The following is a 25045-nucleotide window of genomic DNA, read 5'->3' as shown; positions in this document are numbered from 1 at the left end:
AGGGCAATAGGGGAAGCGCGTGCTCCTTCTGGTTGGGTATCTGGTGGTGATTGGCGCCGTCTTCGGCGGCTATGCGCTGATGGGCGGGCACTTCGGCGTGCTGTTCCAGCCGGTCGAACTGCTGATGATCGGCGGCGCGGCACTGGGCGCCTTCCTTGCGGGCAACAACGGCAAGACGATCAAGGCCACGCTCAAGGAGCTGCCGCTGCTGCTGCGTTCGTCCAAGCACAACCGGCAGCTCTACCTGGACCTGCTCGCGCTGCTCTACGAGCTGCTGGCCAAGGCGCGCAAGGAAGGGATGATGAAGCTGGAGTCCGACGTGGAGGACCCGGCGCAGAGCCAGATCTTCAGCCGCTACCCCGAGATCCTGGCCGATGCCGGCGTGATGGAGTTCCTGTGCGACTACCTGCGGCTGGTCATCAGCGGCAATACCGACGCATTCGAGATCGAGGCGCTGATGGACCACGAGATCGAGACCATCAAGCACGAGGCCGAGATGCCCGTGCACAGCCTCTCGCGCGTGGGCGATGCGCTGCCTGCGCTGGGCATCGTCGCGGCCGTGATGGGCGTGGTGCATGCGCTGGGCTCGGCCGACCTGCCGCCCGCGGAAATGGGCGCGCTCATCGCGCACGCCATGGTGGGCACCTTCCTTGGCGTGCTGCTGGCCTACGGCTTCGTCTCGCCGCTGGCTTCGCTGATCGACCAGAAGGTGTCCGAGGGCATGAAGCTGTACCAGTGCGCCAAGGTCACGCTGCTCGCCAGCCTCAACGGCTACGCGCCGCAGCTGGCGGTGGAGTTCGGCCGCAAGGTGCTGTTCTCGACCGAGCGGCCCAGCTTCACCGAGCTGGACAGCCACGTGCGCGAAGTCAAGGCGCGCTGAGCGGCGCGGCGCATCGTCATGAGCACGGAAAAGCACAGGGTCGTGGTCAGGCGCGTCGCCGCCCATGGAGGCGGCGGGCACGGCGGCGGGTGGAAGATCGCCTATGCGGACTTCATGACCGCCATGATGGCGTTCTTCCTCGTGATGTGGCTCTTGTCCAATACCTCGCCCAAGCAGCGCGAGGGCATCGCCGAGCACTTCCGCATGCCGCTGAAGGTGGCGCTCAGCGGCGGCGAGAAGAGCAGCACCAGCATCAGCGTGGTGCCCGGCGGCGGCATGGACCCGAGCGCGCGGATCGACGGCGAGGTGCAGCGCGCCGACGCCGAGGACGACGCCGACGCGGACCGCCTGGCCAGCATGAAGGAGCGGCTGGACAAGCTCATCGAGAACAGCCCGGTGTTCCGCCAGTTCCGCTCGCAGATCCTGATCGACATCACGACCGAGGGCCTGCGCCTGCAGATCGTCGACAACGAGAACCGCCCGATGTTCGACCTGGCCAGCGCGCAGGTGGTGCCGCATATGCGCGCCATCCTGCGCGAGCTCGGGCCCACGCTCAACGAGCTGCCCAACAAGATCACGCTGTCGGGCCACACCGATGCCTTCGTCTACAGCAACGGCGACCGCTCCTACGGCAATTGGGAGCTGTCGGCCGACCGGGCCAACGCCTCACGGCGCGAGCTGGTCATGGGCGGCATGGCCGAGAACAAGGTGCTGCGCGTGGTCGGCCTGGCCGACAGCATGCACCTGGACCGCAGCAATCCGCGCAACCCGATCAACCGGCGCATCAGCATCATCCTGCTCAACCACCGCACGCAGCAGCAGATCGAGCACGAGAACAGCGGCGGCGGCGGCACTGCCGGCGCCCTCCGGCCCGCAAAGTCGAAGGCTTCGCAGCCGCCGCTCTTCGCCCCCGCAGACAACCTGAAGGTGACCGTCAAAGGATCGCCGGCACCCACGCACCCTTAAAGACATTGACGCCGGCACGCATGCACGCCGGTTCGGAGCAACGATGGATCTCAGTCAGTTCACACAGGCATTTTTCGTCGAAGCCGTCGAGCTTCTGGCGCAGATGGAGCAGCTGCTTCTCGAGCTGGACGCCGAGGCGCCCGACAGCGAGCAGCTCAACGCCATCTTCCGTGCCGCGCATTCGATCAAGGGCGGCGCGGCCACCTTCGGCTTCGTCGCGCTGACCGACACCACCCACCTTCTGGAAACCCTGCTGGACCGCGCGCGCCACGGCCAGCTGACGCTGAGCCGCTCGATGATCGATTCATTCCTGGAAACGAAGGACGCCTTGCAAGAACAACTGATGGCCTACCAGGCCGAGAACGAACCCGACCCCGAGCGCGTGGCGCACATCTGCGAGGTGCTGCGCCAGCTGGCGCTGGAGAGCGACGGTGCGCAGGCCGCGCCTGCACCGGCACCCGCACCCGCGCCCGCCGCCGTGCCCGCTGCTTCCGCCGCCGCGGTGTCCGCGTCGGGCGGGGCGCTGCGCATCCGGTTCTCGCGCCTGTCCGACAGCGAATGCGAGCTGCTCGCCGACGAGCTCGGCAACCTCGGCAAGCTGCTGTCGCGTACGCGCAGCGGCGACCAGCTCACGGTGCTTCTCGACACCAGCTGCGCGCCCGACGACATCGTGGCCGTGTGCTGCTTCGTCATCGACGAGTCGCAGATCGAGATCACGGCCGAGCCTGCTGGCGATGCGGCTCCTGCGGCCGCGCCCATTGCCGCCGCGCCAGCCGCACCGGCGGCCGCGGCATCGCAGCCCGCTCCAGCGCCGGCCGGCCCGGCGTCCAGGCCGGCGTCTTCTCCGGCTGCCGCAGCGGGCGCCAAGGATTCGAGCTCGATCCGCGTCGACGTGGAAAAGGTCGACCAGCTCATCAACCTGGTGGGCGAGCTGGTGATCACGCAGTCCATGCTCACGCAGGCCGCCACCATGCTCGATCCGGTGGAGTGCGAGCGCTTCCTGAGCGGCCTCGGCCACCTGGAGCGCAATGCGCGCGACCTGCAGGAATCGGTGATGTCGATCCGCATGATGCCGATGGACTACGTCTTCAGCCGCTTTCCGCGCGTGATCCGCGACGTCAGCGCCAAGCTCGGCAAGGAGGTGCGCCTGGACACCTTCGGCAAGGAGACCGAGCTCGACAAGGGCCTGATCGAACGCATCATCGATCCGCTCACCCACCTGGTGCGCAACAGCCTGGACCACGGCATCGAGACGCCGGCACAGCGCATCGCCAAGGGCAAGGAAGCCGAAGGGCAGCTGCTGCTGTCGGCACAGCACCATGGCGGCAACATCGTGATCGAGGTCAGCGACGACGGCGCGGGCCTGAACCGCCAGAAGATCCTCGCCAAGGCCATGCAGCAGGGCCTGCCCGTGACCGACACCATGCCCGACGACGAGGTGTGGCAGCTGATCTTCGCGCCCGGCTTCTCCACGGCCGAGCAGGTCACCGACATCTCGGGGCGCGGCGTCGGCATGGACGTGGTCAAGCGCAACATCCAGGAGATGGGCGGGCACGTGGAGATCAGCTCGCGCGAGGGCTGGGGCACCACCACCCGCATCGTGCTGCCGCTCACGCTGGCCATCCTCAACGGCATGTCGGTCAAGGTGGGCAGCGAGGCCTACATCCTGCCGCTGAGCTACGTGATCGAGTCGCTGCAGCCGCGCACCGAGCACCTGCATTCGATCACCAGCGACGGCCACGTGATCAAGGTGCGCGGGGAGTACCTGCCGCTGATCGAGCTGCACGGCGTGTTCGACGTGGCCGGCGCGCAGACCGACCCGACCCAGGGCATCCTGGTGATCGTGCAGGCTGGCGAGACGCGCTTCGCACTCCTGGTGGACGAGCTGCTCGGCCAGCACCAGGTGGTGGTCAAGAACCTGGAGACCAACTACCGCAAGGTGCCGGGCATCTCGGCCGCGACGATCCTGGGCGACGGCAGCGTGGCTTTCATCATCGACGTGGATGCCATGCCGCGCATCCAGCGCGCGCACGTGGAGCGTGCCACCGTGCTGGCCCGTGCGGCGCGCGCGGAGCCGGTCGCGGCCTGACGGATACAACCCCACGGAGACGATGCAATGCGTTTTGATTTTTTCCGGCGCGCCACGGCCGAGGAAACGCCGGCAGCCGAAGCGGCCCTGGGCCTGGCGGCTCCGCGCAATGCAGAGGGCTTTGTGGCCTACACCTTGCTGCTCGATGCGCACAAGCGCGTCGCAGGCTACAAGCTCGACTGGCGCGCGGCTGCCAGGCCCGAAGAAGCGCCGGATGCGATCAGCCAGTTCAAGTCGCTCGTGGCCTGCGTGACCGAGCACCTCAACCCGCCGGACACGCCGTGGCGGCTGGGGCGCAGCGAACTGTTCTTCGACGTGAATGCCGAATCGCTGGCGCTGGGCGCGCTGCAATCGCTGCCGCCCGAGTTCACCGTGCTCTGCCTGGAGCTCGGCGACCTGGCCAACGAGGAGCTGCGGCCGATCCTGCACTTCCTGCACGAGCAGGGGTTCAGCTTCATGCTGTGCCGCGCCAATGCGCTGCCGGAAGATCCCGAACTGCTCGGCCTGGTGAGCCATTTCGACGTGGGTGCCGGCGATCCCCTGCTGGTGGCGGCCGCGCGCGGCAAGGAGCAGCCCGACCACATGCCGATCCAGCCGATCGCCACGCGCATGGCCTCGTGGAAAGACTTCGAAGCCTGCGCTGCCCGCCGCGTCGACGTGTTCGCCGATCCGAACTGCGGCCTGCCGCCGCCTGCAGCGAGCACCGGCAGCCATGCGCTGCAGCCCGAGTCGGTGCTGATCATGCGGCTCTTGCAGATGATCCAGCGCAACGAGGACCTGCGCGAGATCGAGGCCGCCCTCAAGCGCGATGCCGCGCTCACCTACCGGCTGCTGCGCCACATGAATTCACCGGCCGTGGGGGCCGGCGTCGAGATCCATTCGCTGCACCACGCGGTGACGATGCTCGGCTATTCGCCGCTGTTCCGCTGGCTCTCGCTGCTGCTGGCCACCAGCAACCCCATGGGCAGCCCGCCCTTCATGATGAAGAGGGCCATCATGCGCGGCCGCTTCGTCGAGCTGATGGGCGAGATCATGCTGCCGCGGGGCGAGTCGGACAACCTGTTCGTGGTGGGCATGTTCTCGCTGATCGACCAGCTGCTGGGCATTCCGATGCAGGAGGTGCTGAACAAGGTGCAGCTTTCCGATTCGGTCCAGCAGGCCATCCTCACGCGCGGCGGCGTGTACGGCCCCTTCCTCTCGCTGGCCGAGGCCTGCGAACTGGACACCGGCGAGGCGGCGCGCCTGGCGGAAGCGCTGCTGCTGAGCGCCGGCCAGGTGAATGCCGCACACCTGTCGGCACTGGCCTGGTCGCAGGACGTGATCCCGGCCGAAGCCGCCTAGCGAGACGCGCGCATGACCTCCGAATTTCTTTTCACCGACAGCGATTTTTCGCGCATTCGCACGCTCATCCACCGGCGCGCCGGCATCGCGCTGGGCGAGCACAAGCGGCAGATGGTGTACAGCCGGCTCTCGCGCCGGTTGCGCGAGCTCGGGCTGCCCGAGTTTTCGGCCTACCTGGCCATGCTGGAAGACAGTCGCGACGGCCAGGAGTGGCAGCTGTTCATCAACTCGCTGACCACCAACCTGACTTCGTTCTTCCGCGAGGCGCACCACTTTCCGGTGCTCGCGGAACTGGCGCGCAAGTGCGCCCAGCCGCCCACCGTGTGGTGCGCGGCCGCATCGACCGGCGAAGAGCCCTATTCGATCGCGATCACGCTGATGGAGGCGCTCGGCGAGCGTGCGAGCGCAGCGCGCGTGATTGCCACCGACATCGACACCGCGGTGCTGGCCCGCGCGTCGGCCGGCGTCTTCACGATGGAGCAGGTCAACCGCATGTCGACCGACCGCCTGCGGCGCTTCTTCAACAAGGGCACGGGTGCGAACGCCGGCAAGGTGCGGGTGCGCCCCGAGGTGGCTGCCATGGTCAAGTTCTCGCGGCTCAACCTGCTCGATGCCTCATGGCCCGTGAAGGAGCCGGTGGACGCGATCTTCTGCCGCAACGTGATGATCTATTTCGACAAGCCCACGCAGAAGAAGCTGCTCGACCGCTTCATGCCGCTGCTCAAGCCGCACGGCCTGCTGTTCGCGGGGCATTCGGAGAACGCCTCGCTGGTCAACCAGAGCTTCAAGACGGTCGGGCAGACGGTGTACGCGCTGGGCAAGGCGCGTGCATGAGCGCAGCGCCGGGCCGCCCCAAGCAAGCTCGCACCGCAGTGCGAAGCACGAAGGTACGCCAATGAACACGAACCTCGCTGCGCAGAAGGGCTTCCTGCCCGCGGCCGTGCCGGGTTCGGTGGCCACGCACCACTACTTCGACCGCGACTTCGATTGCGCCGCGGTCAAGCTGCTGCCGGCGGAGTACTACGTGACCGATGCCGGCGTCCTCTTGACCACGGTGCTGGGCTCCTGCGTGGCCGCCTGCATCACCGACGTGGAGGCGGGCGTGGCGGGCATGAACCACTTCATGCTGCCCGACGACGCCGAGGCGGGCTCGCGCGAGCAGGCCGGCGCCATGCGCTACGGCGCCCATGCCATGGACGTGCTGATCGCCGAGCTGCTGCGCGCGGGCGCGCGCCGCGAGCGGCTCAAGGCCAAGGTCTTCGGCGGCGCCGCGGTGCTGGCGAACATGACCATGCTCAACATCGGCGGGCGCAACGCCGATTTCGTGCTGCGCTACCTCGAGAAGCAGCGCATCGCCGTCGCTGCGCAGGACCTGCGCGGCCTGCATGCGCGCCGCGTGTGCCTGCTGCCTGAGAGCGGCAAGGCGGTGGTGCGCAAGCTGCGCGCGCCGGTCGACATCCAGGCGGTCCAGCGCGACGAAGGCGAACTGCTGCGCAAATGGTCCGCCACATATGGCAAGGGAAGCTGGATCGCATGAAGAAAATCAAGGTACTTTGCGTCGACGACTCGGCGCTGATCCGCAGCGTGATGACCGAGATCATCAACAGCCAGGCCGACATGACGGTGGTCGGCACCGCGGCCGATCCGCTGCAGGCGCGCGACCTCATCAAGCTGACGAACCCCGACGTGCTCACGCTCGACGTCGAGATGCCGCGCATGGACGGCCTCGAATTCCTCGAGAAGCTCATGCGCCTGCGGCCAATGCCGGTGGTCATGGTGTCGTCGCTGACCGAGCGCGGCTCGGAGATCGCGCTGCGCGCGCTGGAGCTGGGTGCGATCGATTTCGTGACCAAGCCGCGGCTCGGCGTGCGCGATGGCCTCTTGCAATACACCGAGCTCATCGCCGGCAAGATCCGCACGGCCGCCGCGGCGCGGCTGCTGCCGGGCCGGCACGGCGCCTCGGCCAAGGGCGCGGCAGACAGCAACCCGCAGGAGCCGCTGCTGCGCAGCCCGCTCCTGAGCACCGAGAAGCTCGTCATCATCGGCGCCTCCACCGGCGGCACCGAGGCCATCCGCGAGGTGCTGCTGCCGCTGCCGCCCGATGCGCCCGCGGTGCTCATTGCACAGCACATGCCGGCCGGCTTCACGCGCTCGTTCGCGCAGCGCCTGAACGGCCTGTGCCGTATCACCGTGAAGGAAGCCGAGCATGGCGAGCGCGTGCTGCCGGGCTATGCCTACATCGCGCCCGGCGGCTTTCACCTGTCGCTCGGGCGAAGCGGCGCCAACTACGTGGCGCAGCTCGACCAGGAGCCGCCGGTGAACCGCCACCGGCCCTCGATCGACGTGCTGTTCGATTCGGCCGCCAGGCACGCCGGCAAGAACGCGATCGGAATGATCCTCACGGGCATGGGCCGGGACGGCGCCGAAGGCCTGCTGCGCATGAAGCAGGCCGGTGCCTACACCTTCGCGCAGGATGAGGCCAGCTGCGTGGTCTTCGGCATGCCGCGCGAGGCCATCGCATTGGGCGCCGCCGACGAGGTGGCGCCGCTGGCAGAGATGGGGCGCCGCGTGCTGGCCCATCTGCGCACCTTCGGCGAACGCACGAACCGGGTTTGAAAAACGAACTGTTGGAGTTGAAGAATCGTGATTGACAAGAGCATCAAAATTTTGGTCGTGGACGACTTCCCGACCATGCGGCGCATCGTGCGCAACCTGTTGAAGGAACTCGAGTTCCTCAACGTCGACGAGGCCGAGGACGGCGCGGCCGGCATCGAGAAGCTGCGCGGCGGCAACTTCGGCTTCGTGGTGTCGGACTGGAACATGCCCAACATGGACGGCCTCACCATGCTGCAGACCATCCGCGCCGACCCCGAACTGGCCAAACTGCCGGTGCTGATGGTCACGGCCGAGGCCAAGAAGGAAAACATCATCGCGGCCGCGCAGGCCGGCGCCAACGGCTACGTGGTCAAGCCCTTCACGGCGGCCACGCTCGAGGAAAAGATCACCAAGATCTTCGAGAAGCTCCAGAAAGAGGCGGCCTGACATGACACACGCAGCGCTCGAACCCGCGGAGCACGGGAACACGGCCGAAGAGTTGCTCGGGCGCATCGGGCAGCTGACCCGGCAGTTGCGCGAGGGCCTGCGCGAGCTGGGCCTGGACAAGCAGGTTGCCAAGGCCGCGCAAGCCATTCCCGATGCGCGCGACCGCCTGGGCTACATCGCCTCCATGACCGAGCGGGCGGCGCACCGCGCGCTCAACGCCATCGACCTGGCGCAGCCGCTGCAGGAAGACCTTGCCAGCAATGCCAAGGGGCTGAGCCGGCGCTGGGACGAATGGTTCGCCAACCCGGTCGAGCTGGACCATGCGCGCCAGCTCGTGATGGATACGCGGGGCTACCTGCAGGACGTGCCGCAGAAGGCCGGGGCCATCAACACGCAGCTGATCGAGATCCTGATGGCGCAGGACTTCCAGGACCTCACGGGCCAGGTCATCAAGAAGATGATGGAAGTGGTCAACGACGTCGAGACCCAGCTGCTGCAGGTGCTGATCGACAACTCGCATCTCGACAAGCACGCCGAGAAACGCCACGAGGCCGAAGCCAGCAGCCTGCAGAACGGCCCGCAGGTGGTGCCGGGCAACCCGGAGGCCGTGACGGGCCAGGCGCAGGTGGACGACCTGCTGGAGAGCCTCGGGTTCTGAGGCTGCGCGGGTCTGCCGGCTTACCATCGGGGCATGACTTCCAGCCCCAGGGCAGACCACGCGCAGAGGCTTGCCGCCATGGTGGCCGCATCGGACGAGTTGATGGCCGCACTGCGGGCCGTGCGCTCGCTCGGACTGCGGTCCTGGTGCATTGGCGCCGGCGCCATCCGGTCCCTGGTGTGGGACACGCTTCACGGCTTCGAACGGCGCTCGGCCGCCGAAGACCTGGATGTCGTCTACTTCGACGCGGAGGCTGGTCCGGAGCACGATGCCAACCTCGAGGCCCGGCTTCGTTCGACCATGCCGGGCTTTCACTGGGAGGTGACGAACCAGGCGGGCGTGCACCGCTGGCTTGCCGCCGCCCTCGGCCAGGTGGTGCCCCCCCTTGCATCCTTGGAAGAAGGCGTTGCGACCTGGCCGGAATTTGCAACCTGCGTCGGCGTCTGGCTGAACGAGGATGAATCGCTGGGCGTGGTCGCGCCGCATGGACTCGATGACCTGTTCGAGCTGCGCGTCCGGCACAACCCCCTGCGGGCGAGTGCTGCAACCTACCGGCAGCGGGTTGAGGCGAAACGGTTCGGCGAGCGGTGGCCGCGGCTTTCGGTCGAATGGCCTCCAACTCGCGCTCCACACTGAGGAGAGGAAGAAGGATATGACGCTCAAACGCATGGACAACGTTCTTGTCGTTGTCGACGACCTTGAGGCGACCAAGGCGTTCTTCATCGAACTGGGCCTCAAGCTCGAGGGCGAAACGACGGTGGAAGGGCCTTTGATCGGACAACTGATCGGGCTCAAGGATGTCCGCGCCACCCTGGCGATGTTGCGGACGCCCGATGGACAGGGCATCGAGCTGGACAAGTTCCACACGCCCGGCGCGATCAGGTTTGGTCCGGTGGACCCGCCGGTGAACACGCTGGGCATCCGCCGCATCATGTTCGCCGTCGATGACATCGACGCCATGGTCGCGCGCATGCGCGCCCACGGGGCCGAGATCATTGGCGAGATGCAGTACGAGGAAAGCTACCGCCTCGCCTACATCCGCGGGCCCGAGGGCATCATCGTCGGGCTTGCCGAGCAGCTCGGGGGAGGCGCGCCCGGCGCATCGAGCCATCGGCAAGATCCCTAAAGCGAATCCTTCAACTTCGCCCGCAGCCGGCTGATCGCCTGGCTGTGCAGCTGGCACACGCGCGACTGGGTCACCTCGAGGATCGCGCCGATCTCGCGCAGGTTCAGCTCTTCCTCGTAGTACAGGTTCAGCAGCAGCTGGTCGCGCTCGGGCAGCGCGGCAATCGCGTCGACGAGCTCATTCCGGAAACCCGCCTCGAGCAGCTGCGCGAGCGGATCGTCGCCGCCCAGCCGGCCGTCGTTGTGCGCCTGCCGCTCGAGCCAGGGGTTTTCGGCCTCGCCGTCCTGCGCGAAGTCTTCCACGTAGAGCAGCTGGCAGCCCTGGATGTCCTGCAGCAGCGACTGGTAGTCGTCCAGCTCCATCTTCAGTTCCTTGGCGATCTCTCCTTCGCTGGCGGAGCGGCCCAGCCGGTGCTCCAGCGCCTGGATCGCCTGTTCCACCTTGCGCGCCGACTGGCGCAGGCCGCGCGAGCCCCAGTCGTTCGCGCGCAGTTCGTCGAGCATGGCGCCGCGGATGCGCTGGCTGGCGAAGGTCTCGAACTGCGCGCCGCGGTTGTCCTGGTAGCGCGTGGACGCGTCGAGCAGGCCGATCATGCCGGCCTGGATCAGGTCGTCGAGCTCCACGCTGGCGGGCAGCTTGGCCAGCATCTGGAGCGCCATGCGGCGCACCATCGGCTGGTGCTGCTTCAGCAGGTGGGACTTCTCAAAGGTTCCCTGCGCGGTGTACACGGCCGCCCCTTTCTTCCTCTTGTGCCACAGCCGATTCCGGCTCCGCTGCCAGCGCCTCGGGCCGCCAGAGCGCGGTGCGGGTGTCCTGCGGCCGCACGGCCGGGCGCCAGGGCCACTGCGCAACGGCGGCGGCGATGACGCGGAAATCCACGGCCGCCGGGCTGGCCGGGAAGGCCTCCACCACGGTGCGGGCGAGGCGCCTGGCATCGGCCAGGTGCGGATCGGCGCGGACCCAGCCGGCCGGCTGTATGGAGACCGCCAGGTAGCGGCTGCCGGTGTCGACCAGGTTGGCCATGGTCTGGCGCGCGGCTTCGGGGTCGGCCACCCCATTGACCAGCAGGCGAAGCTGCCGCAGCGCGTGCGCATAGTGCAGCCGCTTGATGCCCGAATAGGTGGCGGTGATGGAAGCCGGGTGGGGCTGCAGCACCACCACCAGCTCGTCCGCCAGCCGCGCGAGCGGCGACAGGTTGCCGACGGCGTCGAGCGCCGCGTCGACCAGGATCATGCTGCCGTCCCACAGCAGGCGCGGGTCGGTGTGGTCGGGCTGGCCGCCGAGCGGCGCCGGCAGCACATGCACGCCGCACTCGGTGCGCGCGGCGGCGCCTTCGGAGGTCAGCCGCTGCGAGGCGACGTCGCCCAGCGTTCCGAGCGGATCGGCGGCCCATGCGGCACACGCCGTATCCGGCCCCGGCCCGTGCTCGTCGAGCAGCAGCACGTCCTTGCCCATGTGGGCCAGCGCGGCGCCCAGGTTCATGGCCGCCGTGGTGGCGCCCGGGCGGTTGCCCATGCTTGCGATCGCGATGATGCGTGCGGACGACTGCGCCAGCAGCCGCCGCAGCCCATCGGCTTGATCCGACACCAGCTTGCTCACGTGTCCAGCGCCTCCAGCAGGAAGAACAGCTTGCCCACGCCGGCGTACAGCACGTTGCCCGACACGGGGCGGCCGGGCCGCGCGGGCCGGCCGGTCAGCTGCGACAGCAGCGCGCGGGTGCGGCCGGCCCAGTCGCCGCCGGCCTGCTGCAGGCGCCAGACGGTGGTGGTCACCTGGCCTGCGATGAGCAGGCGCTTCATCATGTGCGGATCGCCCGCCTCGCCAAGCCCGCCCAGCACCGAGAGGCCCTGGCGCAGCAGGCGCAGGCAGGGCTCGGCCTCGGCGGCCCAGCCCTGCCACTGCGCGAGCTGCTGCGGCGCGATGTCGCGGCCGATGTTGGTGAGCGCGTAGCTTTGAGCCAGCACCTTGTGGCTGCGCGCATCGGTCAGGCGCGTGGCAATGCAGCGCAGGCCGGGCAGGCCGCCGTCGGTGCGCAGCGTGACGCGCGCCTCGGCCACCGATTGCAGCGCGGCGCGGCCCTTGAAGACCACGGCGCACGCATCGCCGAAATCGAAGTCCAGGCCGGTCAGCGTGGCGTATTCGCCGGTGCGCGGATCGGTCACCGCCGTGGAGCCCGGCGCGCGCGCCATCCATTGCTGGCGCTGCACCTGCCACTGCAGCATGAGCTCGGCCGCGGGCAGCCGCGGCAGCATGTGCACCACGGCCTTGCCGAAGTCCTGCTGGCGCAGCCACTGCACCTGCCGCACGCCGGGCTTGCGCGTGGGGTCGGCGGGGTTGCGGGTCGCGGTGGTCGAGAGCCACTGGTTGGGCGCCGCGAGCGGCTGCCCGCCGCGGTCGGACAGCAGCAGGCTGCCCTGGCACTGGTAGGCATCGCCGCCTTCGTCGGACTTGAGCCCGACCTGGCCGCTGAGCGCCAGCACGTGGGTGTCGCAGCTGGCGCCGATCTCGCTCGCCGCATGTGCCATGAGCGCCTGCAGCACCGCCTTGTGGCTCACGTTCTCGTCGGCGGCCATCCGCCAGAGCGTGCGCGCCTGCTCGAATCCGAGCGGCGCGGCCGCGAGTGCCGAGGCCGCGGCGGCCACTTCCTGCGCGTCGTGCGCCATGGCGCGGATCAGCTGCCGGTACTGCAGCCGCTGGCGTTCGGCCTCCGCGTGGGCCGCGGAAGCCTCGGCATTCGCCGATCCGTCCTGCAGGTCGCCTTCGCCGGGCACGAACAGCGCGCTGCGGCTGTTGGCCTGGAACGCACTGTCCACCAGCTGCGCGCGGTCGGCGCGCATCAGGTTCTCGGGCACCTTCTGGCCGCTGGAGACGTAGTGCACCGGCAGGCGGTGGCGGATCACCGTGTCGATCAGCGCGCCGGGATGCGTGGCCTCGTCGACCTTGGTGAAGATGCAGCCCGCGAGATCGCTGCCGCTGCCGTGCCGGTAGGCGTGCACCACCTCGTTGAGCGTGTCGCCATGGCTCGTGGCGTTGAGCAGCAGCAGCCGCTTCACCGGCCGCTGGCTGCTGCAGAGCATCGCGATCTGGTCGGACACGGCGCGGTCGCGCTGGCTCATGCCGACGGTATCGATCAGCACCATGTGCTTGCCCTGCAGGTCCTGCAGCACCAGGTGCAGGTCGGCCGCGTCCTTCACGGCGTAGACCGGCACGTTGAGGATCTGGCCGTAGATGCGCAACTGCTCATAGGCGCCGATGCGGTAGCTGTCGGTGGTGACGAGCGCGAGCTTGTCCGCGCCGAAGCGCATCACGCAGCGCGCCGCGAGCTTGGCCGTGGTGGTGGTCTTGCCGACGCCGGTGGGGCCCATCAGCGCATAGACGCCGCCCTGCGCCAGCAGCGCGTCCTCGTCCTCGTGCACCGGCAGCGTGCGGATCAGTTCGGAGCGCACGAAGGCCATGCCCTGGACGTAGCTCTGGCCCGTGGGCAGGTGCTCCAGCATGGCCTTGGAGAGGCGGGCGCTGAAGCCGGCGCCCAGCAGCGTGCGCAGCAGGCGCCCGCGCATCGGATCGCGCCGCTGCTTCTCGTTCCATGCCACGCCGGCGAGCTGCTCCTCGATCATGCAGCGCATCGAATGGAGTTCGCCGAGCACGCTGTCTGCGGCCAGGGGGGCGGGGGCTGCGGCAGGCGCTGCGATGGAGGCAAAGGCGGGCGTGGGAGCCGCCATGGCGGCCGGCAATGGCTGGGGTGCCGGCGGCGCGGCGGCCGCGCTCGCGCGCACTTCCTCCACGTCCTCCTGCACCATGGCCACGATCTCCACGCCTTCGGCGGTCACGCGGTTGGTCAGCACGATGGCTTCGTCGCCGAGCGCCTGGCGCGCGAGGCGCAGCGCTTCCCGGCTGGTGGGCGCGACGAACTTGCGCGCGCTGGTGCGGACGTCTGTCGGGATGTTCAAACTCTTCCTCCGATGGTGGCGGTGATCTTGATGTGGCGGGTGTCAGGAATCTCTGCATGCGAGAGAACCTTGAGCTGGCGGAAGCTGCGGCGCAGGAAGCGCGAGAGCAGCACGCGCAGCGAATGCTGGACGACCAGCACCGGCGCCAGGCCCAGCTGTTCCTGGCGCGCGATGGCCGCGCGGGTCTGCTGCATGAGGCTGTGGGCAAGCCCCGGCTCGATGCCGTTGTTGTTGGTGAGCGCCTGCTGCAGCACGCCGTCGAGCGCGCCGTCCAGGCCGATCACCTGCAGTTCGGAATCGCCCGGGAACAGCTGCTGCGTGATCGCGCGGCCAAGCGCCAGGCGCGTGAGCGAGGTGAGTTCGGCGGCGTCCTTGACGGTGGGCGCGTGCTCGGCCATCACGTCGAGGATGGTGCGCATGTCGCGGATCGGCACCTCTTCGTCGAGCAGGTTCTGCAGCACCTTGTGCAGCGTGCTCAGCGAGATGATCTTGGGCACCAGGTCCTCGGTGAGCTTGGGCGCGGTCTTGCCGATCTGGTCGAGCAGCTGCTGCACTTCCTGGCGGCCGAGCAGCTCGGCGGCGTGGGTCTGGATCAGGTGGTTCAGGTGCGTGGCCATGACCGTGCAGGCATCGACCACCGTGTAGCCGAGCACCTGAGCCTCCTGGCGCAGGCTGCCGTCGATCCACACCGCGGGCAGGTGGAAGGCCGGGTCCTGCGTCGGCGTGCCGAGCAGGGTGCCGCTCACCTGGCCGGGGTTGATGGCCATCCACTGGTTGGGGAAAGCCTCGCCGCGGCCGATCTCGACGCCCTTCAGGCTGATCACGTAGGTGTTGGGCGGGATTTCCAGGTTGTCGCGGATGTGGACCACTGGCGCCAGGAAGCCGATCTCCTGCGCCACCTTCTTGCGGATGCTCTTGATGCGGCCCAGCAGTTCGCCGTTCTGCGTCTGGTCCACCAGCGGGATCAGCCGGTAGCCGACCTCCATGCCGAGCGGGTCGACCAGCGCCACGTCGTCCCAGGTGGCTTCGGGCGCCTCGGCCGACGGCATGGCCGCGGCCTGGGCTGCGGCGGCCTGTTCGGCAGCGGCCTGCGGCGCGCGTCCGAGCATGCGCCGGCCGAGCCACGCCAGGCCGCCCGCGATCAGCAGGAAGGCCAGGTTCGGCATGCCGGGGATCATCCCCATCAGGCCGATCAGGCCGGCCGTGAGGAACAGCACCTGCGGGTTGGAGAACAGCTGGCCGGTCAGCTGGCGGCCCACGTCTTCGTCGGTGGTGACGCGCGAGACGATCACGCCCGCGGCGGTCGAGATCACCAGCGCCGGAATCTGCGCCACCAGGCCGTCGCCGATGGCCAGCAGCGTGTAGGTCGTGCCGGCGGTGCCGAAGTCCAGCCCGTGCTGCAGCATGCCCACCACCAGCCCGCCGATGATGTTGATCACCATGATCAGCAGGCCGGCAATCGCGTCGCCGCGCACGAACTTGCTGGCGCCGTCCATCGAGCCGTAGAAGTCGGCTTCCTGCGCGACTTCCTGGCGGCGCTTGCGCGCCACCTCCTCGCCGATCAGGCCGGCGTTCAGGTCGGCGTCGATCGCCATCTGCTTGCCCGGCATGGCGTCGAGCATGAAGCGCGCGCCGACCTCGGCGATGCGTCCCGCGCCCTTGGTGATGACCATGAAGTTGATCAGCACCAGGATGATGAACACCATCACGCCGACCGCGAAGTTGCCGCCCACCAGGAAGTGGCCGAAGGCCTCGATCACCTTGCCCGCCGCGTCCGGCCCGGTGTGGCCGTGCATCAGCACCACGCGCGTGGAGGCCACGTTGAGCGACAGGCGCAGCAGCGTCGAGAACAGCAGCACGGCCGGGAAGGCCGCGAAGTCCAGCGCCTTCATGGTGTACATGCTCACCAGCAGCACCATCACCGACATCGCGATGTTGAAGGTGAACAGCAGGTCCAGCAGGAAGGGCGGCAGCGGCAGCACCATCATGCTCAGGATCAGCACGATCAGGATGGGGCCGGCAAGGCCCTTCCACTGGCTGCCGGAGAACAGCTGCGCCTGCAGGCGCGTGAGCGTGGCCATGGCGTTCATGCGGCGGCGGCCTTCGGCGAGTATTCGAGCGATTCGGGGATCGGCAGGTCGGCCGGCGTGCGCGGCGCTTCACCGCCTTCGCTTTGCCAGCGCTTGAGCTGGTAGACCCAGGCCAGCACCTCGGCCACCGCGGTGTAGAGGCCGGCCGGGATCTCGTCGCCGAGCCGGGTGTGCTTGAAGAGTGCGCGCGTGAGCGGCGGTGCCTCGAGGATCGCCACCTTGTTCTCGCGCGCGATCTCGCGGATGCGCGCGGCCATCAGGTCGCTGCCCTTGGCCACCACGCGCGGTGCGCGCATGTCGTGGTCCACATACTTGAGCGCCACCGCGAAGTGCGTGGGGTTGGTCACCACGATGTCGGCCTTCGGCACCTCGGACATCATCCGCCGGCGCGCCACCTGCTGCTGCTGGCGGCGGATCTGCGCCTTGACGTGCGGATCGCCCTCGCTTTCCTTGTGCTCCTGGCGCAGGTCTTCGCGCGACATGCGCAGCTTGCGGTGGTAGCTCCACAGCTGGTAGGGAACGTCGACCAGCGCCACCAGGAACAGCGCGGAGGCGATCAGTGCGCAGTTGTGCGCCACCAGCACGATCATCTGCGGCAGCGCGGCGCGCTCCGACTGTGCCATCAGTGCCGAGACCTCGTCCACGTTGCCCATGATCACCAGCCAGGCCACGCCGCCGATCAGCAGCGACTTGGCCAGCGCCTTGAACAGCTCCGACAGGGCCTGCGCGGAAAACATGCGGCCCACGCCGGCCACCGGATCGAGCTTGCTGAACTTGGGCGCCAGGGCCTTGGCCGAGAGCAGCCAGCCGCCGAGCATCAGCGGCGCCGCCAGGGCTGCCACCAGCATCATGCCGAACAGCGGCGCAAGCGCGAGCAGCGCCTGCTGGCCCATGAGCCCGGCGCGCGCCAGCATGTGGGAAGGGTCGAATGCCGCGGCGCGGTCGAAGTGCATCCCCTGGGCCAGTGCGCCGCGCAGGGTGGCGCCCAGCGAATCGGCCGTGAGCCACAGGCCGGCGACGGCGGTGCCCAGCAGCACGAAGGTCGCGAGCTCGCGCGACCGCGCCACGTCCCCTTGCTCGCGCGCCTTTTCGAGGCGCTGCGGTGAGGCGGGTTCGGTTTTTTCGAGGTCGCTTTCTTCAGCCATTGATGCTCCGGGCGAGCGTTGGCGACAGCACGCCTGCTCATGGCTGATTGTTGGTTTGGGAGCCTCCGGACAATTGATCGATCAGCGCGGGCATTCGCCCGCTGCTTGGACGATCGGTGCGGCGCCTAGGCGGCCGGGGTGGCGGCGGCCGGGCCGGCGCCGTCCGCGGCGTCCGGCGCGGGCACGGACGCAGGCATTGGCGCAGGCGGCGCCGCATACGGCATCAGCGGCAGCTGCTCCGCGTCCAGCCGCTCCAGGATCGTGAACAGCAGGTCGCTGCGCACGCTGCCCGCCAGGCGCGGGCTCGGCACATAGGCAATGGCCTGGAAGATGAGCAGGCCACCCTCGATGCCTTCGAGCGTGAGCGAAGGCGCCGGCGTTTCCAGCACGCTCTCGTGTGCGCGGCAGGCGTCCAGGATGAGCTCGCGAACGCGCTGCGCGTTGGTGGTCAGCGGCATCGGCAACCGGATGAGCACCCGGCCCTCCGCGTTGGTCAGCGTCATGTTGCGCACGGTCTTCGTGATGAACTCGGAGTTCGGCACGATCACCGTCGAGCGGTCTCCGAGCTGGATCTCCGTGGCACGCACGTTGATGCGCCGCACGTCGCCCTCGGTGGTGCCCAGCACCACCCAGTCGCCCACCTTCACCGGCTGCTCGGCCAGCAGGATGAGGCCCGAGATGAAGTTCTGCACGATGGCCTGCAGGCCGAAGCCGATGCCCACCGACAGCGCGCTGGCCACCCACGCGATGCGCTCGATGCCGATGCCCAGCGCCGACAGCGAGAACGCGACCACCAGGATGCCGCCCACGTAGCCCAGCAGCGTGGTGATCGAGCTCTGCATGCCCGGCTCGAACTGCGTGCTGGGCAGGTAGCTGCGCGCGAGCCAGCGCTTGAACACCCTGAGCACGATGAAGCCGATCACGGCCACGGCCACGGCGCTCAGGATGGCGCCCGGCACCAGCTGGAACTCGCCCACCTTCACGCCGGTGCCGAACTTGCCGCTGCGCTGGAACACTTCGCTGGGACCGGTGCCCAGCGGCGCCGCCAGTGCAATCAGCATGTAGAAGAACAGTGCCACCCGGCTCAGGCCCGAGAGCACGGTGGCCGCCTGGTCGAGCGTCTGCGGCGCCAAGCCGAAGCTCTTCTGCAGTCGCTGGCCGAAAGTGCTGCGCGAGGACACGCCGGCCATGAAGACGTCGTCGGCAAACTTGAACAGCACGTAGAAGGCGGCCGCGACGATGCCGCTCCAGGTGAGCTGCGAGGCCAGGAAGCTCGCGAGCGCCACGTAGCCCACGGCCACCAGCACCCAGATGGCCACCATCAGCGCGCCGATGCAGGCCACCAGCAGGCCCACCCACATCGGCCGCTCGGGCGGATCGGCGTCCGGCGCATCGGCGCGCAGCGGCCTCAGCCGGTGGAGCACCGCGCCGACCAGGGCGGTGAGCACCAGCGCCGTGAGCACGTGCGTGGCCACCACGGCTGCAAAGCTTGCTTCCACCAGCGCGTTGATCTCCACCGGTGCCCAGGCCAGCGCCGCCACCGCCGCAACCAGCCAAGGCAGCGGCGCCAGGCGCGTGGCCATGGCGTCGGGTATCGGCGGCAGCCGCCACGACGGGCGCCGCGTGGCCAGCAGCCCGCGGCCCAGCCCGATGACGAAGGCCATGAACACCAGCGCCTGCGCCGTCGAACGCATCGCCTTGCGTGCCTGCGGCTCCCAGGTGGCGTATTCCTCGAGCACCCACACGAAGCCGTGCGCCGCCACGGCCACCAGCAGCACGTGGCTCGCGACGATGGCAATCACCAGCAGCGAACGCCGCAGCCGGCCCGCCGGCAGCAGCCGCGCGGCGATCCGCGTCAGCAGATGCTCGGCCACCCAGTTGCCGAGCACCGCGAACAGCACCGCCAGGAGCAGCGCCCAGAGCACCGCCATGCGCGGGCCTTGCTGCATGGCCTGCGAGAACCCGTCGCGCAGGTCGGAGGCCATGGCCTGCAGGCGCGCCAGGTCGCTCGGCCAGGCTTCCTGCAGGTCGCGCCAGAACTCGCCAGTGAGCGGCGAGGGCGCGCGCTCGGTGATCTGCGCCTCGAAAAGCGCGCGGCGCTGGGTCACCAGTTCGGCGGCACGCTGCCGCACGTCGATGGCCAGCAGCCGAGCGAGCCGGATGTCGGCGTCCAGCGCGTTGCGCTCCTTCGTGAGGCGGGCGCGCTGGCGCGTGATGTCGGGGTCTTCGGTGGCGCCCGCGGCCGGCGGATTGCCGAGCTCGCCGAGGCGGGCGTTCAGGTCGGCCAGCTCGCCGGTGCGCGCGGCAACGAACTTGTCGGCCTGTGTGCCGATGTCGTTGATCTGTGCGAGCAGCTGGCGCAGGTCCCCGGTGGAATCGGCATCGGTGCTGATCTTGGCGAACTGCGCGCGCAGCTCGGCCACCGTGGGTTCGGGCGCCGGGGCCGCGGCAGCAGCGGCGGTGGTGCCGCCGACGCCGCCGGTGCCCGGCTGGGCCGTCGCGGCGCCGCACATCAGCAGCAGGGCGGCCAGGCAGAAGGCCATCAGGCGGGGGATCGAACGCATGGCTGCCATCATAGAAGGCGCCATTTGCGGCCCGCGGCGGGGGGCGTGACAGCGTGTGTCTGCCGGGCCGCGCCGGCGGGAAGCGGTCAACCGGCCGGGCTGAACAGGTCGACCCGATCGGTGATGATGCCGTCGGTGCCCAGTTCAATGAGCCGCCGCGCGGCCCATTCGTCATTGACGGTGTAGCTCAGCGCGCGCATGCCCGCGCCGTGTACTTGCGCCACGGTGGCGGCGTCCCAGAGCGCGTGGTTGCAGACGACCGCGGCGCAGTCCAGGCCGGTGGCCGCGGCCAGCCAGCCGTCGCGCAGCGTGTCGAGCAGGAGCCCGCGCGGCAGCCCGGGCTGGACCGCCTTCGCTCCCGCCAGCGATTCGGCCTGGAACGAGGTGAGCAGCGGCGGTATGGCCGCGCCCTGCCACAGCCGGGCTGCGAGCCGCGCCACCGCTTCGCCGGTTTCGCGCTCGGTGCCCGGCGTGGGCTTGATCTCGATGTTGAGCAGGTGGCCGTTGGCCAGGCAGAAGCGCGCGAGGTTCTCCAGCGTGGCGAGCGGTTCGCCCGCGAAGGCGCGCGAATGCCAGCCGCCGGCGTCGAGCTGAGACAGCGCGCTCCAGGGCTGCGCACCACCGGTGCCGCGGCCGTTGGTGGTGCGCTCGAGCGTGGCGTCGTGCATGAGGAAGGCCACGCCGTCGGCGCTGAGCTTCGCATCGCACTCGAACATGCGGTAGCCGTGCGCCGCGCCAAGCCGGAAAGCGGCCAGTGTGTTCTCGGGCGCCAGCCTGCCGGCGCCGCGGTGCGCGATCCAGCGCGGATAGGGCCAGGGTTTCATCAGTGCCGGCATCGTTCAGTCGGCCCGCTTGCCGGAGCCGGCATCGAACCAATGCAGCTTGTCCTCGCGCGCCGCGATCTTCACGGTGTCGCCCGCGACCGGCGGATGGTCGCTTTCATCGGTGCGCATGATGATCTGCTCGTCGCCGATGCGGCCGTACACCAGCCGCTCGGCGCCCAGCAGCTCGACCGATTCGACCTGCACCGACCAGCCGCTTTCGTCCAGCGTCAGGTGCTCGGGGCGGATGCCCAGGATCTGGCCGGGCCGCACGCCCGGCGCGTGCTGCAGCAGGTTCATCGGCGGCGAGCCGATGAAGCTGGCAACGAAGGTGGTGGCGGGCCGGTTGTAGACCTCTTCGGGCGTCGCGAACTGGTCCATCACGCCGGCGTTCATCACGATGATGCGCTGCGCCAGCGTCATGGCCTCGACCTGGTCGTGCGTGACGAACAGCGAGGTGATGCCGAGTTCGCGGTGCAGCTTCTGGATCTCGATGCGGGTCTGCGCGCGCAGCTTGGCGTCGAGGTTGGACAGCGGCTCGTCGAACAGAAACACCTGCGGCTGGCGCACGATGGCGCGGCCCATGGCCACGCGCTGGCGCTGGCCGCCCGAGAGCTCGCGCGGCTTGCGCTCGAGCAGGTGGCCCAGCTCGAGGATCTTCGCCGCCTTGTCGACGCGGGTCTTGATCTCGGGCTCCGGCACCTTGGCGATCTTCAGGCCGTAGGCCATGTTCTTGAACACGCTCATGTGCGGATAGAGCGCGTAGTTCTGGAACACCATGGCGATGTCGCGCTCGGAGGGTTCGAGGTTGTTCACCACGCGCCCGCCAATGGAGATTTCGCCGGCCGAGATTTCCTCGAGGCCGGCCACCATGCGCAGCAGGGTGGACTTGCCGCAGCCTGAAGGGCCGACGATCACGATGAATTCATGGTCGGCGATCTCGGCGCTCACGCCGTGGATGACCTGGTTGGCTTTCGGCCCGTGGCCGTAGCGCTTGATGACGTTGCGTAGGGAGAGAGCTGCCATTTGTTATTTCTCGGTATCCACAAGACCCTTGACGAACCACTTCTGCATCAGCACCACCACCAGCGCGGGCGGCAGCATGGCGAGGATGGCGGTGGCCATCACCACGTTCCATTCGTTCTGGCTGTCGCCGCCGGCAATCATCCGCTTGATGCCGACCACCACGGGGTACATGTCTTCGCCGGTGGTGGCGAGCAGCGGCCAGAGGTACTGGTTCCAGCCGTAGATGAACTGGATCACGAACAGCGCCGCAATCGACGTTTTCGACAGCGGCAGCAGCACGTCGAAGAAAAAGCGCATCGGGCTGGCGCCGTCCATGCGCGAGGCCTCGGTGAGCTCGTCGGGCACCGTCAGGAAGAACTGGCGGAACAGGAAGGTGGCCGTGGCCGACGCGATCAGCGGCACCGTGAGGCCCGCGTAGGTGTTCAGCATGTTCAGGTCGGACAGCACCTTGTAGGTGGGCAGGATGCGCACCTCCACCGGCAGCATCAGCGTCACGAAGATGGCCCAGAAGCAGATCTTCTTGAACGGGAACCGGAAGTAGACGATGGCAAAGGCCGACAGCAGCGAGATGGAAATCTTGCCGATGGAGATCACCAGCGCCGTCACCAGGCTCACCCACATCATGTGGGCCACGGGCGCGTTGGAGCCGCTGCTGGTTTCGCGCCCGAAGAGCGCGCCCTTGTAGCTGTCCAGCATGTTGCTGCCGGGCAGCAGCGGCATTGGCGCCTGCACGATCTCTTGCGCCGTGTGCGTGGACGCCACGAAGGCCAGGTAGAGCGGGAAGGCGACGATGAACACGCCCAGGATCATCACCACATGGGCCAGGATGCCGTGGGTGCCGCGTTTCTCAACCATGGAACGCCTCCGCCAGATTCTTGTCTTGCTTCATCAGTATTGAACCTTCTTCTCCACGTAGCGGAACTGGATCACGGTGAGCGCCACCACGATCACCATCAGCACCACCGACTGCGCCGCCGAACCGCCAAGGTCCATGGCCTTGAAGCCGTCGTAATACACCTTGTAGACCAGGATCGCCGTGTCCTTGCCCGGGCCGCCCTGGGTGGCCGCATCGACGATCGCGAAGGTATCGAAGAAGGCATAGACCACGTTGATCACCAGCAGGAAGAAGGTGGTGGGCGAGAGCAGCGGAAACTGCACGGTCCAGAAGCGGCGCCACGGGCGCGCGCCGTCGATGGCGGCGGCCTCGATGAGCGACTTGGGAATCGACTGCAGCCCGGCCAGGAAGAACAGGAAGTTGTACGAAATCTGCTTCCACACCGAGGCCATCACGATCAGCGTCATGGCGTGGCCGGAGTCCAGCAGGTGGTTCCAGTCGATGCCGATCTTGCCGAGCGCATAGGCCACCACGCCCAGCGAGGGCGAGAACATGAACACCCACAGCACGGCCGCCACCGCGGGCGCCACGGCGTAGGGCAGGATCAGCATGGTCTTGTAGAAGGTGCCGCCGCGCGTGATGCGGTCGGCAAACACCGCGAGCCCGAGCGACAGCGTGATGCCGATGCCCGCCACCAGCACCGAGAACAGGGCGGTGGTCTTGAACGACTCCACATAGCTCGGATCGCTGAATATCTGGCGGAAGTTGTCGAGCCCGACAAATTCCACCGATGTGCCGAAGGCGTCCTGCTGCTGCAGCGACTGCAGCAGCGCCTGCGCTGCCGGCCAGAAGAAAAACACGAGGATCACCGCCATTTGCGGCGTCAGCAGCAGCCAGGGCAGCCAGCCCGAGCGAAAGAAAACGCGTTTTTCCATGAACCCTCTGCATAAAAAATCCCGCCTGGCCCGCTCTTGCGCACGAGCGAACGGGGGCGGGCGATATTAGCCGGACCCGCGGGCCCGGCCGTTAATCGTTAGCTTTTGTTGGCTTTCTGGAAGCGTTCCAGCTGCTCGTTGCCGCGCGTGACGATCGAATCGAGGGCTTCCTTGGCGGTCTTCTTGCCGCTCCAGACCTGTTCGAGCTCTTCGTCCTCGATGGCGCGCACCTGCACGTAGTTGCCCAGGCGGATGCCGCGGCTCTTGTCGGTGACCTTGCGGATCATCTGCGTGACGGCCACGTCGGTGCCGGGGTTCTGCTTGTAGAAACCCGATTCCTCGGTGAGCTTGTAGGCCGCCGTGGTCACCGGCAGGTAGCCGGTGCGCTTGTGGCTGGCCGACTGCACTTCAGGCGTCGAGATGAAGCTGAAGAACTTGGCCACGCCCTTGTATTCGGCCGGCTTCTTGCCCGACATCACCCAGAGGCTGGCGCCGCCGATCACCGTGTTCTGCGGTGCGCCGGGCACATCCGGGTAGTAGGGCAGGGGAGCGACCGCATAGGCGAACTTGGCGTTCTTGGCGACGTTGCCGTAGAAGCCGGACGAGGTGTTGATCATTGCGCACTCGCCCGAGACGAACGAGGCTTCCGGCACGTTGCCGCGGCCCTTGTAGATGAAGAGGCCCTGCTTGGCCATGTTGGCCAGGTTCTCGATGTGGCGCACGTGCAGCGGCGAATTGATCTTCATGCGGGCGTCGAGCCCGGCCAGCCCGTTGCTCTTGGTCGCGAACTCGACGTTGTGCCAGGCCGAGAAGCTCTCCAGCTGCGTCCAGCCCTGCCAGGCGGTGGTGAACGGGCACTTGTGGCCGCTGGCCTTCAGCTTGGCCGCGGCGGCCGTCACCTCGGGCCAGGTCGCGGGCAGCTTGGCGGTGTCGATGCCGGCGGCCTTGAAGGCGTCCTTGTTGATATAGAACACCGTGGTCGAACTGTTCAGCGGGAAGCTCAGCATCTGGCCGTTGGGCGCGGTGTAGTAGCCGGCCACGGCGGGGATGTAGGCGGCCGGATCGAACTTCTCGCCCGCGTCCTTCATCACCTGGCCCACCGGCACGATGGCGCCCTTGCTGGCCATCATGGTGGCGGTGCCCACTTCGAACACCTGCAGGATGTGCGGTGCGTTGCCGGCGCGGAAGGCGGCAATGGAGGCCGTCATCGATTCGTCGTACGTGCCCTTGTAGGTCGGCACGACCTTGTATTCCTTCTGGCTCTCGTTGAACTGCTTGGCCAGATCGTTGACCCACTCGTTGTTGACGGCAGTCATGGAATGCCACCACTGGATCTCAGTCTGGGCATGTGCCACATTGAACAGCGTGGTGGCGGCCAGCGCCGATGCCAGCGCGAGCGTCTTGAATCGCATGAAGACTCCTGATGGGAAAATGGAAGCGCGGATGCTAGGCCATGTGGATGACACGGCCGCGTCACATTTGCGCACGGACTGTTGCTAATTTCCAATCGGGAAAACCCCTTTGGCGCAGGGCTTCCCACAGGGTGCGCGCCTTCATGCTGCGGCGCAGCATGCTAG

The 25045-nt window shown here is 68.2% G+C and carries 22 protein-coding genes; 11 read left to right on the top strand and 11 right to left on the bottom strand.

Annotated elements, in window-relative coordinates:
- The first annotated feature begins 19 nt into the window (after positions 1-19).
- The 11 genes from motA to ACAM54_RS20400 all read left to right on the top strand — a co-directional run bounded on the left by motA (position 20) and on the right by ACAM54_RS20400 (position 10102).
- Positions 20-880: a flagellar motor stator protein MotA gene (gene motA, locus ACAM54_RS20450; RefSeq protein ID WP_145745702.1), complete on the top strand. Its 861-nt coding sequence runs from the start codon at positions 20-22 to the stop codon at positions 878-880.
- 18 nt (positions 881-898) lie between these two features.
- Positions 899-1846 carry a flagellar motor protein MotB gene (gene motB, locus ACAM54_RS20445; RefSeq protein ID WP_192322507.1) on the top strand — a complete coding sequence of 316 codons (948 nt, stop codon included), beginning with the start codon at positions 899-901 and terminating at the stop codon, positions 1844-1846.
- 43 nt (positions 1847-1889) lie between these two features.
- Entirely contained in the window at positions 1890-3935 is a 2046-nt protein-coding gene (cheA, locus tag ACAM54_RS20440) for a chemotaxis protein CheA (RefSeq protein ID WP_369648779.1), read from the top strand.
- 27 nt (positions 3936-3962) lie between these two features.
- On the top strand, positions 3963-5276 hold the full coding sequence (locus tag ACAM54_RS20435) for an EAL and HDOD domain-containing protein (protein WP_192322509.1): 1314 nt from the start codon (positions 3963-3965) through the stop codon (positions 5274-5276).
- Positions 5277-5288: 12 nt separating this feature from the next.
- Positions 5289-6110, top strand: coding sequence for a CheR family methyltransferase (locus ACAM54_RS20430; RefSeq protein ID WP_145745698.1), 822 nt, complete (start codon positions 5289-5291; stop codon positions 6108-6110).
- Between the two features lie 61 nt (positions 6111-6171).
- Positions 6172-6813 carry a chemoreceptor glutamine deamidase CheD gene (gene cheD / locus ACAM54_RS20425; RefSeq protein WP_369648778.1) on the top strand — a complete coding sequence of 214 codons (642 nt, stop codon included), beginning with the start codon at positions 6172-6174 and terminating at the stop codon, positions 6811-6813.
- Positions 6810-7892 (top strand): chemotaxis response regulator protein-glutamate methylesterase, encoded by a 1083-nt coding sequence (locus tag ACAM54_RS20420; RefSeq protein WP_145745696.1) that lies wholly within the window; start codon positions 6810-6812, stop codon positions 7890-7892. The genes cheD and ACAM54_RS20420 overlap by 4 nt, the downstream gene beginning before the upstream one ends.
- A 30-nt stretch (positions 7893-7922) precedes the next feature.
- A complete protein-coding gene (cheY, locus tag ACAM54_RS20415) occupies positions 7923-8318 on the top strand; it encodes a chemotaxis response regulator CheY (RefSeq protein ID WP_026284205.1) in 396 nt (131 codons plus the stop codon).
- Between the two features lies 1 nt (position 8319).
- Entirely contained in the window at positions 8320-8976 is a 657-nt protein-coding gene (gene cheZ, locus ACAM54_RS20410) for a protein phosphatase CheZ (RefSeq protein ID WP_124956710.1), read from the top strand.
- 78 nt (positions 8977-9054) lie between these two features.
- Entirely contained in the window at positions 9055-9612 is a 558-nt protein-coding gene (locus ACAM54_RS20405) for a nucleotidyltransferase family protein (RefSeq protein WP_369651004.1), read from the top strand.
- Between the two features lie 16 nt (positions 9613-9628).
- Positions 9629-10102, top strand: coding sequence for a VOC family protein (locus ACAM54_RS20400; protein WP_192322510.1), 474 nt, complete (start codon positions 9629-9631; stop codon positions 10100-10102).
- Here ACAM54_RS20400 and ACAM54_RS20395 read toward each other — a convergent pair.
- From ACAM54_RS20395 to ugpB, 11 genes are all read right to left on the bottom strand, one after another.
- Positions 10099-10830, bottom strand: coding sequence for an RNA polymerase sigma factor FliA (locus ACAM54_RS20395; RefSeq protein ID WP_369648777.1), 732 nt, complete (start codon positions 10828-10830; stop codon positions 10099-10101). The genes ACAM54_RS20400 and ACAM54_RS20395 overlap by 4 nt on opposite strands.
- Positions 10805-11701: a flagellar biosynthesis protein FlhG gene (locus ACAM54_RS20390; protein WP_192322511.1), complete on the bottom strand. Its 897-nt coding sequence runs from the start codon at positions 11699-11701 to the stop codon at positions 10805-10807. The genes ACAM54_RS20395 and ACAM54_RS20390 overlap by 26 nt, the downstream gene beginning before the upstream one ends.
- The gene (gene flhF, locus ACAM54_RS20385) at positions 11698-14052 is read right to left on the bottom strand and encodes a flagellar biosynthesis protein FlhF (RefSeq protein WP_369648776.1); all 2355 of its coding nucleotides are present in this window, start codon (positions 14050-14052) and stop codon (positions 11698-11700) included. Before flhF ends, ACAM54_RS20390 begins: the two co-directional genes overlap by 4 nt.
- Positions 14049-16142, bottom strand: coding sequence for a flagellar biosynthesis protein FlhA (gene flhA / locus ACAM54_RS20380; RefSeq protein WP_369648775.1), 2094 nt, complete (start codon positions 16140-16142; stop codon positions 14049-14051). The genes flhF and flhA overlap by 4 nt, the downstream gene beginning before the upstream one ends.
- Positions 16139-17287 carry a flagellar biosynthesis protein FlhB gene (gene flhB, locus ACAM54_RS20375; RefSeq protein ID WP_369648774.1) on the bottom strand — a complete coding sequence of 383 codons (1149 nt, stop codon included), beginning with the start codon at positions 17285-17287 and terminating at the stop codon, positions 16139-16141. Before flhB ends, flhA begins: the two co-directional genes overlap by 4 nt.
- A 125-nt stretch (positions 17288-17412) precedes the next feature.
- Positions 17413-19851, bottom strand: a complete 2439-nt coding sequence (locus ACAM54_RS20370) for a DUF3772 domain-containing protein (RefSeq protein ID WP_369648773.1) — start codon at positions 19849-19851, stop codon at positions 17413-17415.
- 86 nt (positions 19852-19937) lie between these two features.
- The gene (gene ugpQ / locus ACAM54_RS20365; RefSeq protein WP_369648772.1) at positions 19938-20687 is read right to left on the bottom strand and encodes a glycerophosphodiester phosphodiesterase; all 750 of its coding nucleotides are present in this window, start codon (positions 20685-20687) and stop codon (positions 19938-19940) included.
- Positions 20688-20690: 3 nt separating this feature from the next.
- Positions 20691-21698 carry a sn-glycerol-3-phosphate import ATP-binding protein UgpC gene (locus ACAM54_RS20360; RefSeq protein ID WP_209537207.1) on the bottom strand — a complete coding sequence of 336 codons (1008 nt, stop codon included), beginning with the start codon at positions 21696-21698 and terminating at the stop codon, positions 20691-20693.
- Between the two features lie 3 nt (positions 21699-21701).
- Positions 21702-22553: a sn-glycerol-3-phosphate ABC transporter permease UgpE gene (gene ugpE, locus ACAM54_RS20355; RefSeq protein ID WP_145745686.1), complete on the bottom strand. Its 852-nt coding sequence runs from the start codon at positions 22551-22553 to the stop codon at positions 21702-21704.
- Between the two features lie 33 nt (positions 22554-22586).
- Positions 22587-23468, bottom strand: coding sequence for a sn-glycerol-3-phosphate ABC transporter permease UgpA (gene ugpA, locus ACAM54_RS20350; protein ID WP_015866909.1), 882 nt, complete (start codon positions 23466-23468; stop codon positions 22587-22589).
- A 98-nt stretch (positions 23469-23566) separates the two neighbouring features.
- Positions 23567-24880: a sn-glycerol-3-phosphate ABC transporter substrate-binding protein UgpB gene (gene ugpB / locus ACAM54_RS20345; protein ID WP_145745685.1), complete on the bottom strand. Its 1314-nt coding sequence runs from the start codon at positions 24878-24880 to the stop codon at positions 23567-23569.
- Positions 24881-25045: the final 165 nt, after the last annotated feature.

Source organism: Variovorax sp. V93 (assembly GCF_041154485.1).
In the GTDB taxonomy this organism is placed as follows: Bacteria; Pseudomonadota; Gammaproteobacteria; order Burkholderiales; family Burkholderiaceae_C; genus Variovorax; species Variovorax beijingensis_A.
Note: the sequence above shows the minus strand (reverse complement) of the source record. Positions and strands in the feature narration are given on the sequence as shown.

Excerpts from the sequence above, each read along its gene's own strand:
- motB (WP_192322507.1), top strand. The coding sequence starts at position 899 with ATGAGCACGGAAAAGCACAGGGTCGTGGTCAGGCGCGTCGCCGCCCAT.
- cheA (WP_369648779.1), top strand. The coding sequence starts at position 1,890 with ATGGATCTCAGTCAGTTCACACAGGCATTTTTCGTCGAAGCCGTCGAG.
- ACAM54_RS20435 (WP_192322509.1), top strand. The coding sequence starts at position 3,963 with ATGCGTTTTGATTTTTTCCGGCGCGCCACGGCCGAGGAAACGCCGGCA.
- ACAM54_RS20430 (WP_145745698.1), top strand. The coding sequence starts at position 5,289 with ATGACCTCCGAATTTCTTTTCACCGACAGCGATTTTTCGCGCATTCGC.
- cheD (WP_369648778.1), top strand. The coding sequence starts at position 6,172 with ATGAACACGAACCTCGCTGCGCAGAAGGGCTTCCTGCCCGCGGCCGTG.
- ACAM54_RS20420 (WP_145745696.1), top strand. The coding sequence starts at position 6,810 with ATGAAGAAAATCAAGGTACTTTGCGTCGACGACTCGGCGCTGATCCGC.
- cheZ (WP_124956710.1), top strand. The coding sequence starts at position 8,320 with ATGACACACGCAGCGCTCGAACCCGCGGAGCACGGGAACACGGCCGAA.
- ACAM54_RS20405 (WP_369651004.1), top strand. The coding sequence starts at position 9,055 with ATGGTGGCCGCATCGGACGAGTTGATGGCCGCACTGCGGGCCGTGCGC.
- ACAM54_RS20400 (WP_192322510.1), top strand. The coding sequence starts at position 9,629 with ATGACGCTCAAACGCATGGACAACGTTCTTGTCGTTGTCGACGACCTT.
- flhA (WP_369648775.1), bottom strand. The coding sequence starts at position 16,142 with ATGAACGCCATGGCCACGCTCACGCGCCTGCAGGCGCAGCTGTTCTCC.
- flhB (WP_369648774.1), bottom strand. The coding sequence starts at position 17,287 with ATGGCTGAAGAAAGCGACCTCGAAAAAACCGAACCCGCCTCACCGCAG.
- ACAM54_RS20370 (WP_369648773.1), bottom strand. The coding sequence starts at position 19,851 with ATGCGTTCGATCCCCCGCCTGATGGCCTTCTGCCTGGCCGCCCTGCTG.
- ugpQ (WP_369648772.1), bottom strand. The coding sequence starts at position 20,687 with ATGCCGGCACTGATGAAACCCTGGCCCTATCCGCGCTGGATCGCGCAC.
- ACAM54_RS20360 (WP_209537207.1), bottom strand. The coding sequence starts at position 21,698 with ATGGCAGCTCTCTCCCTACGCAACGTCATCAAGCGCTACGGCCACGGG.
- ugpE (WP_145745686.1), bottom strand. The coding sequence starts at position 22,553 with ATGGTTGAGAAACGCGGCACCCACGGCATCCTGGCCCATGTGGTGATG.
- ugpA (WP_015866909.1), bottom strand. The coding sequence starts at position 23,468 with ATGGAAAAACGCGTTTTCTTTCGCTCGGGCTGGCTGCCCTGGCTGCTG.
- ugpB (WP_145745685.1), bottom strand. The coding sequence starts at position 24,880 with ATGCGATTCAAGACGCTCGCGCTGGCATCGGCGCTGGCCGCCACCACG.